Genomic DNA, 13,702 nt, shown 5'->3' on the forward strand with positions numbered 1-13,702 from the left:
CACACACGGCTTTAAAATACAAAACGCCCGATGAAGTGCATCGAGCGTTTTAATATTAAAAGTGTCAACCCATGCTAGGATGGGTCATTTTAAAAAGGATAGGCACAAACCCTATCCTTTTTTAAACTTAGCCTTTGTTTTCTTCTTTAGCCCAAGAATCACGTAAGCCAACCGTACGGTTAAATACTAACCCTTCAGCTTTACTATCTCGACAGAAATAGCCTGTACGTTCAAACTGGTAACCCACTTCAGCTTCTACATCGGCAAGTGCTGGCTCAACAACCGCAGAGGTTAAACTTACTAAAGACTCTGGGTTCAATACAGTTGTAAAGTCTTCTTCTGCTGCCGGGTTAGGCACAGTAAATAAACGGTCGTATAAACGTACTTCTGCAGGAACACCTTGGCTTGCACTTACCCAGTGAATAACCCCTTTTACTTTACGACCATCACTTGGATTTTTACCCAGTGTTTCATCGTCGTATGTACAGTAAATAGTAGTAATGTTGCCTGCATCGTCTTGGTCAACACGTTCAGCTTTAATAACATACGCACCACGTAAACGTACTTCTTTACCCAGCACTAAACGCTTATATTTTTTGTTTGCCTCAAGACGGAAGTCTTCACGCTCAATAAATACTTCACGCGTGAAAGGTACGATACGCGTGCCCATTTCTTCGATATTTGGATGATTTTGAACTGTCAGCTCTTCCACTTTATCTTCTGGGAAATTCTCGATAACTACTTTAATCGGATCAAGTACTGCCATTGCACGCGGTGCATTTTCGTTTAGGTCATCACGGATACATGCTTCTAACATGCCCATTTCTACCATATTATCTTGTTTTGTAACGCCAATACGCTTACAGAATTCGCGTACCGAAGCAGGTGTATAACCACGACGCTTTAAACCCGCAATTGTTGGCATACGCGGGTCATCCCAACCTTCTACGTGCTTTTCTTCAACTAATGCATTTAACTTACGCTTACTCATTAGTGTGTATTCAAGATTTAAACGAGAAAACTCAATTTGTTGTGGATGACATTCAAGTGAAATGTTATCTAACACCCAATCGTATAGACGACGGTTATCTTGGAACTCAAGCGTACAAAGCGAGTGCGTAATACCTTCTAGCGCATCTGAAATACAGTGTGTGAAATCGTACATTGGGTAGATACACCACTTATCACCTGTTTGGTGGTGATGTGCAAAGCGAATACGATAAATAATTGGATCGCGTAGCACCATAAATGAGCTCGCCATATCAATTTTTGCACGTAGAACACATTCGCCTTCTTTAAACTCACCATTTTTCATTTTTTCGAAAAGCGCTAAATTTTCTTCCACACTGGTATCACGGTAAGGGCTGTTTTTACCTGCTTCTGTTAACGTACCGCGGTATTCACGTGCTTCATCTGGTGATAAGAAACATACGTACGCTAGGCCTTTTTCAATTAGCTCTAACGCGTAGCCGTATAACTCGTCAAAGTAGTTTGACGAATAACAAATATCGCCATCCCAGTTAAAACCAAGCCATTTAACATCTTGTTGAATTGAGTTTACGTAATCGATGTCTTCTTTTTCTGGGTTTGTATCATCAAAACGTAAGTTACATAGGCCGTTGTAGTCTTGTGCAATACCAAAGTTTAGGCAGATAGACTTGGCGTGACCAATATGTAAAAAACCATTCGGCTCTGGTGGAAAACGTGTATGTGTTGCTGCATGTTTTCCTGATGCTAAATCTTTATCAATTAAATTAGTGATAAAGTTTGTTGCTCGATTTTCTGCTTCCGCCATTGCGAAATTTTCCTATATTCATTAAATAAATTAACGGTCTAATTATTACAAATAAAAGCCGTATCGCCTAGGTGCAAACTAACCAAGGACTAAAAAAATGTGAAATAAAAAACTAATTTCGAATCTGTTAAGTATGTAACCAAATAACACGCTAATTTAGCTCATTGAATCCAATAACTAACCCGTTAAAGACTAATTCCATGTACGAGTAATAAATGTACTTTCAACGCATTTTTATGAGTTGATATAACTTGGGGTGATGGTTATTAGTTTCAAGATTTAAAATTTAGGTAATAAAAAAGGCTGCAGATGCAGCCTTTTTTAAACGATAGGTAAATTACCAGCCAGTTTTTTCTGCTAGTGCTTTACCGATATCAGCTAGTGAACGAACAGTCTTAACGCCTGCTGCTTCTAGCGCTGCGAATTTCTCGTCAGCTGTACCTTTACCGCCAGCGATAATCGCACCAGCGTGACCCATACGCTTACCTGGAGGAGCAGTAACACCAGCGATGTAAGAAACTACCGGCTTAGTTACATTAGCTTTAATATATTCAGCAGCTTCTTCTTCAGCTGTACCACCGATCTCACCGATCATTACGATCGCTTCAGTTTGTGGATCTTTTTCGAACATTTCAAGAACGTCGATGAAGTTAGTACCTGGGATTGGATCACCGCCGATACCAACACATGTTGATTGACCGAAACCAGCGTCTGTAGTTTGCTTAACAGCTTCATAAGTAAGTGTACCAGAACGTGATACGATACCTACTTTACCTGGCTTGTGGATATGACCAGGCATGATACCAATTTTAGTTTCACCCGGAGTGATAACACCTGGGCAGTTTGGACCAATCATGCGAACGCCAGTTTCGTCAAGCTTAACTTTAACGTCAACCATGTCTAGCGTTGGAATACCTTCAGTAATACAAACGATTAGCTCGATACCTGCATCGATAGCTTCAAGGATTGCATCTTTACAGAAAGGTGCTGGAACGTAGATTACAGATGCAGTTGCACCAGTAGATTCTACTGCTTCACGTACTGTGTTAAATACAGGAAGACCTAGGTGAGTTTGACCACCTTTACCTGGAGAAACACCACCAACCATTTGTGTACCGTACTCAAGCGCTTGCTCTGAGTGGAAAGTACCTTGGCCGCCAGTGAAACCCTGACAGATTACTTTAGTATCTTTGTTAATTAATACAGACATTATTTGCCCTCCGCAGCAGCAACAACTTTCTCAGCAGCGTCAGTTAGTGACTCAGCTGCGATAATGTCAAGGCCAGAGTTAGCAAGAACGTCACGACCAAGATCAGCGTTAGTACCTTCTAAACGTACAACTACAGGTACATTTACACCAACTTCTTTAACTGCACCAATGATACCTTCTGCGATCATGTCGCAACGTACGATACCACCGAAGATGTTAACTAGTACTGCTTTAACATTGTCATCAGATAAGATGATCTTGAATGCTTCAGCTACACGCTCTTTAGTCGCGCCGCCACCTACGTCTAGGAAGTTAGCTGGCTTGCCGCCGTGTAGGTTTACGATGTCCATCGTACCCATCGCAAGGCCTGCACCGTTAACCATACAACCAACGTTACCGTCTAGTGCTACGTAGTTCAATTCCCACTGAGCTGCATGCGCTTCACGCTCGTCTTCTTGTGACGGATCGTGCATTTCACGGATTTTAGGCTGACGGTATAAAGCGTTACCATCTACACCGATTTTACCGTCTAGACAGTGAAGGTTACCTTCGTCAGTGATTACTAATGGGTTGATTTCTAATAGTGCGAAATCGTGGTCGTTGAACATGTTAGCAAGACCCATGAAGATCTTAACGAACTGCTTCATTTGCGTAGGGTTTAAACCTAGTTTGAAGCCTAGTTCACGTGCCTGGTAAGCTTGAGGACCTACTAGTGGATCGATCTCAGCTTTGTGAATTAGTTCTGGTGTTTCTTCTGCAACTTGTTCGATTTCAACGCCACCTTCAGTAGATGCCATGAAAACAACTTTACGAGAAGCACGGTCTACTACAGCGCCAAGGTATAATTCGTTAGCGATATCTGTGCAGCTTTCAACAAGGATTTTAGCTACTGGCTGACCATTTTCGTCAGTTTGGTAAGTAACTAAGTTTTTACCTAACCAGTTTTGTGCAAATTCTTTGATTTCTTCTTTGCTGTCAGCAAGCTTTACACCGCCCGCTTTACCACGTCCACCTGCGTGAACCTGACATTTAACAACCCACTTGTCACCGCCAATTTTATCAGCAGCTTCTGCAGCTTCCTGAGGAGTGTCACATGCATAACCCTCAGAAACTGGTAAACCATAGTCGGCAAATAATTTCTTTGCCTGATACTCATGCAAATTCATGATGCTTTTCCAATTGTATTACGTAAAGGGTTGAACCGTTGTTCAACCATCCCAAATTGCGCACCTAGTATAGTCGCACCAATCAGGTATGAAAACCCCAGTACGACCAAAGGCGCAAAAAAAAAGCTGCGAATCACTCCACAGCTTATTTTTTAATCCAAATCTATTATACGTCTAATAATAAACGCGTTGGATCTTCTAGTAGTTCCTTAATTGTAACCAAGAAACCAACTGATTCTTTACCATCGATTTGACGGTGGTCGTACGATAGTGCTAGGTACATCATAGGTAAAATTTCAACTTTACCATTTACCGCCATTGGACGATCTTGGATTTTGTGCATACCAAGAATAGATGACTGCGGTAAGTTGATGATTGGTGTAGAAAGTAGTGAACCAAACACACCGCCGTTAGTAATAGTGAAGTTACCACCTGTCATGTCATCAACAGTAAGTTTTCCGTCACGACCTTTAAGTGCTAGTTCACGAATACCTTTTTCAATCTCAGCAACTGATAGCTTGTCACAGTCACGAAGTACTGGTGTTACTAGGCCGCGAGGCGTAGAAACAGCAATGCTGATATCGAAGTAGTTGTGATAAACAATGTCATCACCGTCGATAGACGCGTTTACTTCAGGGAAACGCTTCAGCGCTTCAGTAACTGCTTTCACGTAGAAAGACATAAAACCTAAACGGATGCCGTGACGCTCTTCAAATACATCTTTGTATTGCTTACGAAGATCCATGATTGGTTTCATGTTTACTTCGTTAAACGTTGTAAGCATTGCTGTTGAATTCTTGGCTTCTAGAAGACGGTTTGCAATTGTCTTACGAAGACGTGTCATAGGAACACGCTTTTGCGTACGCTCACCAAGTGCAACAGCTGGTGCTGCCGCCGCAGGTGCTGCTGATTTAGCTGCTGGTGCTTTTAAGAACGCGTCTACGTCTTCTTTAGTGATACGACCGCCTTTACCAGAACCCTTGATTTGTGAAGCATCAAGGCCTTTTTCTGCAATTAGACGACGAACAGAAGGCGTTAACACGTCTGAATTTTCGTCAGATGCTGCTGGTGCTTCAGTTGCTGCTGCTGGCGCTGCCGCCGCAGGTGCTGCACCTGCAACTAGTTTACCGATTACTTGTTCGCCAAGTACTGTATCGCCTTCCGCGTGAATGTGATCACCCATTACACCATCTTCTGGCGCTACAACTTCAAGAACAACTTTGTCAGTTTCGATGTCTACTAGGTTTTGGTCACGGCTTACCGCTTCACCTGGTTGAACATGCCATGTTGCAATCGTAGCGTCTGCTACTGATTCTGGAAGTACAGGAACTTTAATATCCACTTCTTTACCTTCTGCTGCTGGCGCCGCTGCTGGCGCTGCTGTTGTTTCTGCTGGCGCAGCTGCTGCATCTGCCGCACCTAATAGTGCAATCACTTGTTCACCAAGTACCGTTGCACCTTCCGTTTGAGAAATTTCTGTAACTACACCATCTTCAGGTGCAACTACTTCTAACACTACTTTATCTGTTTCAATATCAACAAGGTTTTGATCGCGGCTAACTGTATCACCAACGTTCACGTGCCAAGTTGCAACTGTTGCATCTGCAACAGATTCAGGAAGAACAGGAACCTTAATTTCGGTTGTCATCTCTTATTCCTTATTTTTTAATTGTTAGAGCGTCGGCGATCAACGCAGTTTGTTCTTTAGTATGGGTAGACATATAACCACATGCTGGCGATGCTGATGCTTTACGGCCTGCATAGCTTAAGTTAGCACCTTGTGGAATTGCTTCCCAGAAATGGTGTTGCGAGCAATACCAAGCACCTTGGTTTTGCGGCTCTTCTTGACACCATACGAAATCTTTAACATGTTGGTAACGCTGCATAATTGTTTCCATTTCCGCATGAGGGAATGGGTACAATTGTTCAACACGTACGATAGCAACATTGTTAAGTTCTTGCTCACGACGCTGTTGCAGTAGCTCGTAGTAAACCTTACCGCTACAGAACACAACACGCTCAACTTTGCTCGCATCAATATCATCGATTTCATCAATCATATTGTTGAATACACCCGTTGAAAGCTCTTCAAGGCTTGAAACAGCAAGTGGGTGACGCAGTAATGATTTAGGTGTCATAACAATCAATGGACGACGAAGTGGTCTAACTGATTGGCGACGGATCATTGCGTAAACCTGAGCTGGCGTTGACGGCACACATACTTGCATATTGTGGTCAGCACATAGCTGTAAGAAGCGCTCTAAACGTGCAGAGCTGTGCTCTGGACCTTGGCCTTCATAGCCATGCGGTAGCAATATAGTTAAGCCACATAAACGGCCCCATTTTTGCTCACCAGAACTTAAGAATTGGTCAAATACAACCTGTGCGCCGTTGGCAAAGTCACCGAACTGCGCTTCCCAACATACAAGCGATGTTGGTTCTGCAGTTGCGTAACCGTATTCAAATGCAAGTACCGCTTCTTCAGATAATACCGAATCGTATACTTCAAACGCGCCTTGTTCAGGGCGAATATTTTGTAGCGGTAAATAGGTTGATGCATCAGCTTGGTTGTGCACTACTGCATGACGGTGGAAGAACGTACCACGACCAGAATCCTGACCGGTAATACGAATATCAGTACCTTCGTCTACTAATGATGCGTAAGCAAGTGTCTCAGCCATACCCCAATCAAGCGGCTTTTCACCCGCTGCCATCGCTTTACGATCATCGTAAATTTTCTTAACGCGAGACTGTGCTTTATGGTTTTCAGGGTAATTAGCAACTGATTCGCCCAATGCTTTCAATTTATCAAGCGGCAGCGCTGGATCGTATGCAACGTCCCAATCATGACCAACAAACTTAGACCAATCTGATGAGTGTTTAGTATCTGGTTGAATTTCATCAACAACGCACACACCGTTGTCTAAACCGTTACGATAGTTATCAGCAAGCGCTTTTGCGTCATCAGCACTTAATACGCCTTGAGAGACAAGTGTATCAGCGTAAATCTGACGTGGCACTGGGTGCTTTTTGATTTTCTGATACATTAACGGCTGAGTCGCATTTGGCTCATCCGCTTCGTTGTGACCATGACGACGGTAACATACTAAGTCAATTACTACGTCACGCTTAAACTTGTTACGGAAATCAAGGGCAAGTTGCGTTACAAAAGCAACTGCTTCTGGGTCGTCTGAATTTACGTGGAAAATAGGTGCCTGCACCATTTTCGCGATATCAGTACAGTATTCAGTTGAGCGAACGTCTTCTTGCTTAGACGTTGTAAAACCAACTTGGTTGTTTACAACGATACGAATCGAACCGCCAACACTGAATGCACGTGTTTGTGATAGGTTGAATGTTTCTTGAACCACACCTTGGCCAGCAATTGCCGAGTCACCGTGAATAGTGATAGGTAGTGCTTTTGAGCCATTAGTACAACCTAAACGGTCTAAACGTGCACGTACTGAACCCATAACCACTGGATTAACGATTTCTAAATGCGACGGGTTAAACGCAAGTGCCATGTGCACGTTGCCGCCCGTAGTTGCGAAATCAGATGAGTAACCCATGTGGTATTTAACGTCACCAGAACCAGCTAATTCACCATATTTACCAGCGAATTCATCGAACAGAACCTGTGGATTTTTACCAAGTACGTTAACTAAAACGTTTAAACGACCACGGTGTGCCATACCAATAACGGCTTCTTCCTGACCACTTTCCCCTGCTCTGTGAATAAGCTCTTTAAGCATAGGTACTAGCGCATCACCACCTTCAAGTGAGAAACGTTTTGCACCTGGGAATTTAGCGCCTAGGTATTTTTCAAGACCATCAGCGGCCGTAAGGCCTTTTAAGATGCGTAACTTAGTTTCGTTGCTAAATTGAGGCTGGGCAAAGTTAGATTCTAAACGCTGTTGTAACCAACGCTTTTCTTCTGTAGACGTGATATGCATATATTCAGCGCCAATCGAACCACAGTAGGTTTTCTTAAGTGCTGCATATAAGTCTTTTAGTTTCATAGTGTCACTGCCTGAAGCAAATGACCCTACATTGAATTCTTTATCTAGGTCAGAATCCGTTAAATCGTGGTGTTCAAGTGTTAAATCACGTACTTTTTCACGCTGCCACAAACCTAATGGATCAAGGTTTGCATTTTGGTGACCACGGAAACGGTATGCATTAATTAATTGCAGAACCCTAACCTGTTTTGCATCAGATGCGCCACCTGCTGCAACGACTACTTCTTTATGCTTGTTTTTCGCAAGCTCGGCAAATTGTGCTCTTATGTCGGAATGTTTTACATCGACATCTACACCTTCTACTTTCGGTAGTGCATCAAACACTTCACGCCATTCGTCAGAAACTGAACTCGCGTCATCTAAATACGCTTCATACAGTTCTTCTACGTATGCGACATTACCACCATTAAAGTGAGAAGACTCTAGCCATGCCTTCATTACACCTTCGTGCATTTATAAGCCCTTTTTACTAGCGCAGAATACTAAGTTTTAGTTAAACGGCGATAACAAAGTTATCGCCGCGGTGTTTTGTGTTACTGCCGTTTTATACCGAACGGTTTAGTAACATAGACTTAATGTGACCAATTGCCTTAGTTGGATTAAGGCCCTTAGGACACACGTTGACACAGTTCATAATACCGTGACAACGGAATACGCTGAATGCATCGTCTAAATCTGCTAAACGTTCTTCTGTCGCCGTATCGCGGCTATCAGCTAAGAAACGGTAAGCGTGTAGCAAACCAGCAGGACCAATGAACTTGTCAGGGTTCCACCAGAATGATGGGCATGAAGTTGAACAACATGCACATAAGATACACTCATATAAACCATCAAGCTTGTCACGTTCTTCAATTGATTGAAGACGCTCTTCACCACCTGTTGGCTTATCGTTGATTAAGAATGGCTTAACTTTCTCGTATTGTGAATAGAATTGAGACATATCAATTACTAAATCACGAACAACTGGTAAGCCAGGTAATGGACGAATAACGATTTTACCCTTACCTAGTGCAGATAATGGAGTAATACACGCTAAACCGTTTTTACCATTCATGTTAACACCGTCAGAACCACATACACCTTCACGGCATGAACGACGGAAAGAAAGCGTTGGATCTTGCTCTTTCAATTGTAAAAGTGCATCCAATACCATCATATCGCGACCTTCTTCTACCTCAAGGGTATAGTCTTGCATACGTGGTGCGTTGTCTACATCTGGATTGTAACGATAGACAGAAAATTGTAATTGTGCCATTGACTTCGCTCCTAGTAAGTACGTGCTTTAGGTGGGAAGGCTTCACGTGTTTTAGGTGAGAAGTTCACCTCACGCTTAGACATTTCTTCCGTCACTGGGCTATAAACTGAGTGACATAACCAGTTTTCATCGTCACGCTCAGGGAAATCGAAGCGCGAATGTGCACCACGGCTTTCTGTACGGAAATTCGCAGCAACAGCTGTTGAGAATGCAGTTTCCATTAAGTTATCAAGTTCTAAACACTCAATGCGTTGCGTGTTGAACTCAGATGACTTGTCGTCAAGACGTGCATGCTGTAAACGTTCACGAATTTCTTTAAGCTCTGTAAGACCTGTTGCCATAGAGTCACCTTCACGGAATACCGAGAAGTTAAGCTGCATGCATTTTTGTAGGTCTTTTTTGATCTGTACTGGGTCTTCACCTTGGCCTGGTTTAGAAGTTTCCCAACGATTGAAACGAGCCATCGCTGCTTCTAGATCAGATTCTGATGCTTCTTTCGAAATTTCTGCATCTTTCAGGTAAGTACCTAAGAAGTTACCCGCAGCACGACCGAATACAACAAGGTCAAGTAGTGAATTACCACCTAAGCGGTTTGCACCGTGTACAGATACACATGCAATTTCACCTACTGCGAATAAACCTTCTACTAATTTCTCGTTGCCTGCGCCATCTACGTTAATAACTTGACCATTAACGTTAGTTGGTACACCACCCATCATGTAGTGACATGTTGGGATTACCGGGATTGGTTCTTTTGCCGGATCTACGTGTGCGAATGTCTTAGAAAGATCACAAACACCTGGAAGACGTAGGTTTAGCATCTCAGCACCTAAGTGGTCTAACTTAAGTTTGATATGCGTACCCCAAGGGCCTTCACAACCGCGGCCTTCACGGATTTCTGTCATCATTGCACGAGCAACAACGTCACGACCCGCTAAGTCTTTTGCGTTTGGTGCGTAACGTTCCATGAAGCGTTCGCCGTCTTTATTTAGAAGGTAACCACCTTCACCACGACAACCTTCAGTAACTAGTGTACCTGCACCTGCAATACCCGTTGGGTGGAACTGCCACATTTCCATGTCTTGCATTGAAATGCCAGCACGTGTTGCCATACCAACACCGTCACCCGTGTTAATGTGCGCGTTTGTTGTTGATGCGAAGATACGACCTGCACCACCAGTTGCTAAAACAACCGCTTTAGATTTGAAGTAAACTACTTCGCCGCTTTCGATATCGATAGCAGTACAACCAACAACGTCACCCTTGTCGTTTTTAACAAGGTCTAATGCGTACCATTCAGAAAACACATTTGTTTTATTTTTAACGTTTTGTTGGTATAGGCAGTGAAGAAGCGCGTGACCAGTACGGTCAGCTGCTGCTGCAGTACGTGCAGCTTGTTCACCACCAAAGTTTTTCGATTGACCACCGAAAGGACGTTGGTAAACACGGCCATTTTCAAAACGTGAAAACGGTAGACCCATGTTTTCTAATTCTGTAATTGCTTCAGGACCTGTTTTGGTCATGTATTCAATCGCGTCTTGGTCACCGATGTAATCAGAACCTTTTACCGTATCGTACATGTGCCATTCCCAGTTATCTTCGTGGGAATTACCTAAAGCAACTGTGATACCACCTTGTGCAGACACCGTATGAGAACGGGTTGGGAATACTTTAGAAATAAGTGCACAAGTTTTACCTGATTCACTGATAGCCAATGCAGCACGCATACCCGCACCACCGGCACCAATTACTACAGCGTCAAATTCTCTTGTTGAAATAGCCACTTACACACTCCAAAGAACAAAGAAACCAACAGCTACATATGCAAAAGCCATCAGGTTTAGGAAAAAGCCTAGGATTGCGCGCAATTTAGCGTTCTTAACATAGTCAGTTAGAACTTGCCACAAACCAATACGGGTATGAACCATCATGCAAACTAGCGCAGCTAAGGTATACACTTTTACTGCTAAGTTAGAAAATAATCCCTGCCACGCTTCAAACGTTACAGTTGGAGTAGTAAGAAAATACCCTAAGATAAACAGAGCATATGACGCTAATACAAGTGCTGTTGCACGTAATGATACAAAATCTTGTACACCGTCGCGTTTTAGAGATGCTTGATTAACTACCATATCCATACTCCTGCTAACACGGCTAATACAACCCATAGTGCCATTACAAACTTAGCACTTGCGTTACCTGAACCTAATTCTTCGAAACGACCTGTATCCATTAGAAGGTGACGTACACCTGCAATTAAGTGATACAGAAGCGCGATTACCGCACCCCATGCAATGAATTTGGCAATGAACCCGGTAAACAGGCTCTTGACGAATTCAAAACCTTGAGGAGAAGAAAGTGATTCAGACCATGCCCAAATTACAAAAGATAAAGCGAAGAACAACGCCACACCTGAGATACGGTGCAGAATTGAAGCTTTAGCAGTTGCTGGCATCGAGATAGTAGATAAATCTAGATTTACAGGTCTTTGCTTTTTCACTGTTACTTGCCCATTGACTCTAAGGAGTCCAACTATTGTTGTTATAACCCACCAAAATATTGATGGAACCATCAAAGCGAAATTTGCCACACTGCGATGACGAGTCGCGGTATGAAAAAACAGCATTCGCTCCAGACGAAAGGCATTCACCTTTTAGAATGCCTACCACAGTATATAAGACCATATGGCCTATTACAATTCTTGTTTAATAAGAGGTGCTTGCGAAGTAGCCATTGGTATAATATTTATCCGTTTGAAGAATAGTTATCATCAATTGATGCATTTAAATTGACTTTCTTCCCTATTTATAAGTTAGAATAGATAGAATTTGCTTAACATCCGTATCAAAAATAACAAACTGGTTTGTTATATTTAAAGGAGATAATTAGATGGCAGACAAAAAAGCCACGGTCCATATTGATGGGCTAGATCCTATCGAACTTCCTATTTACTCTGGCACAGCTGGTCAGGACGTTATCGACGTTCGCACCCTAGGCAGCCATGGTTACTTCACGTTCGACCCGGGTTTCATGTCTACTGGTTCATGTGAATCAGCTATCACGTACATTGATGGTGCTAAAGGTGTTTTACTACACCGCGGCTACGCAATCGACGATTTAGCTGAACAATCAAACTATATCGAACTATGTTACTTACTATTAAATGGTGAGTTACCAAATGCCGAGCAGTTAGCTGGTTTTGAAAACGAAATCACAACTAACACTATGCTTCACGAAAAAATTGGTGCTTTCTTCCAAGGTTTCCGTGTAGATTCACACCCAATGGCAATGCTATGTGGTGTTGTTGGTGCGCTTTCTTCTTTCTACCACAAAGATTTAGACATCACAGATCCAGCACAACGTCACCGTAGCGCTGTTCGTCTAATTGCTAAGTTACCAACAATTGCGGCGATGTGTTACAAGTACAACATCGGTCAACCGTTCGTATACCCACGCAACGATTTAAGCTATGCAGAAAACTTCTTACACATGATGTTCTCTGTACCTGCGGAAAAATATGAAGTAAGCCCAGTTCTTGCAAAAGCAATGGACCGCATCTTCATGCTTCACGCAGATCACGAACAAAACGCGTCAACATCCACTGTACGTTTAGCTGGTTCATCTGGTGCTAACCCGTATGCATGTATCTCAGCTGGTATTGCATCACTTTGGGGCCCTGCGCACGGTGGTGCTAACGAAGCATGTCTAACAATGTTAGAAGAAATCGGTTCAGTAGACCGTATCGATGAGTACGTTGCAAAAGCGAAAGATAAGAACGACCCATTCCGTTTGATGGGCTTCGGTCACCGTGTTTACAAGAACTTCGACCCTCGTGCAACAGTAATGCGTGAGACGTGTCACGAAGTACTTAAAGAATTAAACATTGAAGATCCACTACTAGACGTAGCAATGCGTTTAGAGCAAATCGCACTAGAAGACCCATACTTCATCGAGAAGAAACTTTACCCTAACGTAGATTTCTACTCAGGTATCATTCTTAAAGCGATTGGTATTCCAACAAGCATGTTCACTGTAATTTTTGCAATGTCACGTACCGTTGGTTGGATCTCACACTGGGATGAGATGCTATCTCAACCTGGTCAGAAGATCGGTCGTCCTCGTCAGTTATACACTGGTGAAACAAAGCGTGATTATAAAGACGTAACGTCTCGTTAATCCTCTTTGAGTTTAAAAAAGCCGCTATTTGCGGCTTTTTTAATGTCTAAATCCCGTCAATAATTGCGAAAATTAGTGTAT

At 42.8% G+C, this 13,702-nt stretch carries 10 protein-coding genes; 1 reads left to right on the forward strand and 9 read right to left on the reverse strand.

All coding sequences use genetic code 11. The annotated features are described in order from the left end of the window. Positions 1 to 127: 127 nt before the first annotated feature. From glnS to sdhC, 9 genes are all read right to left on the reverse strand, one after another. Positions 128 to 1,795 (reverse strand): glutamine--tRNA ligase, encoded by a 1,668-nt coding sequence (gene glnS, locus AN214_RS16865; protein ID WP_054980795.1) that lies wholly within the window; start codon positions 1,793 to 1,795, stop codon positions 128 to 130. A 337-nt stretch (positions 1,796 to 2,132) separates the two neighbouring features. Continuing rightward, a complete protein-coding gene (sucD, locus tag AN214_RS16870; protein WP_010560048.1) occupies positions 2,133 to 3,005 on the reverse strand; it encodes a succinate--CoA ligase subunit alpha in 873 nt (290 codons plus the stop codon). Then, positions 3,005 to 4,171 (reverse strand): ADP-forming succinate--CoA ligase subunit beta, encoded by a 1,167-nt coding sequence (gene sucC / locus AN214_RS16875; RefSeq protein ID WP_010560047.1) that lies wholly within the window; start codon positions 4,169 to 4,171, stop codon positions 3,005 to 3,007. Before sucC ends, sucD begins: the two co-directional genes overlap by 1 nt. Positions 4,172 to 4,337: 166 nt before the next feature. Continuing rightward, the gene (gene odhB, locus AN214_RS16880; protein WP_054980796.1) at positions 4,338 to 5,819 is read right to left on the reverse strand and encodes a 2-oxoglutarate dehydrogenase complex dihydrolipoyllysine-residue succinyltransferase; all 1,482 of its coding nucleotides are present in this window, start codon (positions 5,817 to 5,819) and stop codon (positions 4,338 to 4,340) included. Between the two features lie 10 nt (positions 5,820 to 5,829). Then, positions 5,830 to 8,643: a 2-oxoglutarate dehydrogenase E1 component gene (locus AN214_RS16885; protein ID WP_054980797.1), complete on the reverse strand. Its 2,814-nt coding sequence runs from the start codon at positions 8,641 to 8,643 to the stop codon at positions 5,830 to 5,832. Between the two features lie 91 nt (positions 8,644 to 8,734). Next, entirely contained in the window at positions 8,735 to 9,445 is a 711-nt protein-coding gene (locus tag AN214_RS16890) for a succinate dehydrogenase iron-sulfur subunit (protein ID WP_010560044.1), read from the reverse strand. An 11-nt stretch (positions 9,446 to 9,456) separates the two neighbouring features. Beyond that, on the reverse strand, positions 9,457 to 11,229 hold the full coding sequence (sdhA, locus tag AN214_RS16895) for a succinate dehydrogenase flavoprotein subunit (RefSeq protein WP_054980798.1): 1,773 nt from the start codon (positions 11,227 to 11,229) through the stop codon (positions 9,457 to 9,459). Next, positions 11,230 to 11,577, reverse strand: coding sequence for a succinate dehydrogenase, hydrophobic membrane anchor protein (gene sdhD / locus AN214_RS16900; protein ID WP_010560042.1), 348 nt, complete (start codon positions 11,575 to 11,577; stop codon positions 11,230 to 11,232). Further along, entirely contained in the window at positions 11,571 to 11,945 is a 375-nt protein-coding gene (gene sdhC, locus AN214_RS16905; RefSeq protein ID WP_152960794.1) for a succinate dehydrogenase, cytochrome b556 subunit, read from the reverse strand. The genes sdhD and sdhC overlap by 7 nt, the downstream gene beginning before the upstream one ends. A 389-nt stretch (positions 11,946 to 12,334) precedes the next feature. On the opposite strand from sdhC, the gene AN214_RS16910 reads away from it, so the two are divergent. Then, entirely contained in the window at positions 12,335 to 13,621 is a 1,287-nt protein-coding gene (locus AN214_RS16910; protein ID WP_010560040.1) for a citrate synthase, read from the forward strand. The last annotated feature ends 81 nt before the right edge of the window (positions 13,622 to 13,702 follow it).

Origin of the sequence: Pseudoalteromonas sp. P1-9 (assembly GCF_001399975.1) — a bacterium.
In the GTDB taxonomy this organism is placed as follows: Bacteria; Pseudomonadota; Gammaproteobacteria; order Enterobacterales; family Alteromonadaceae; genus Pseudoalteromonas.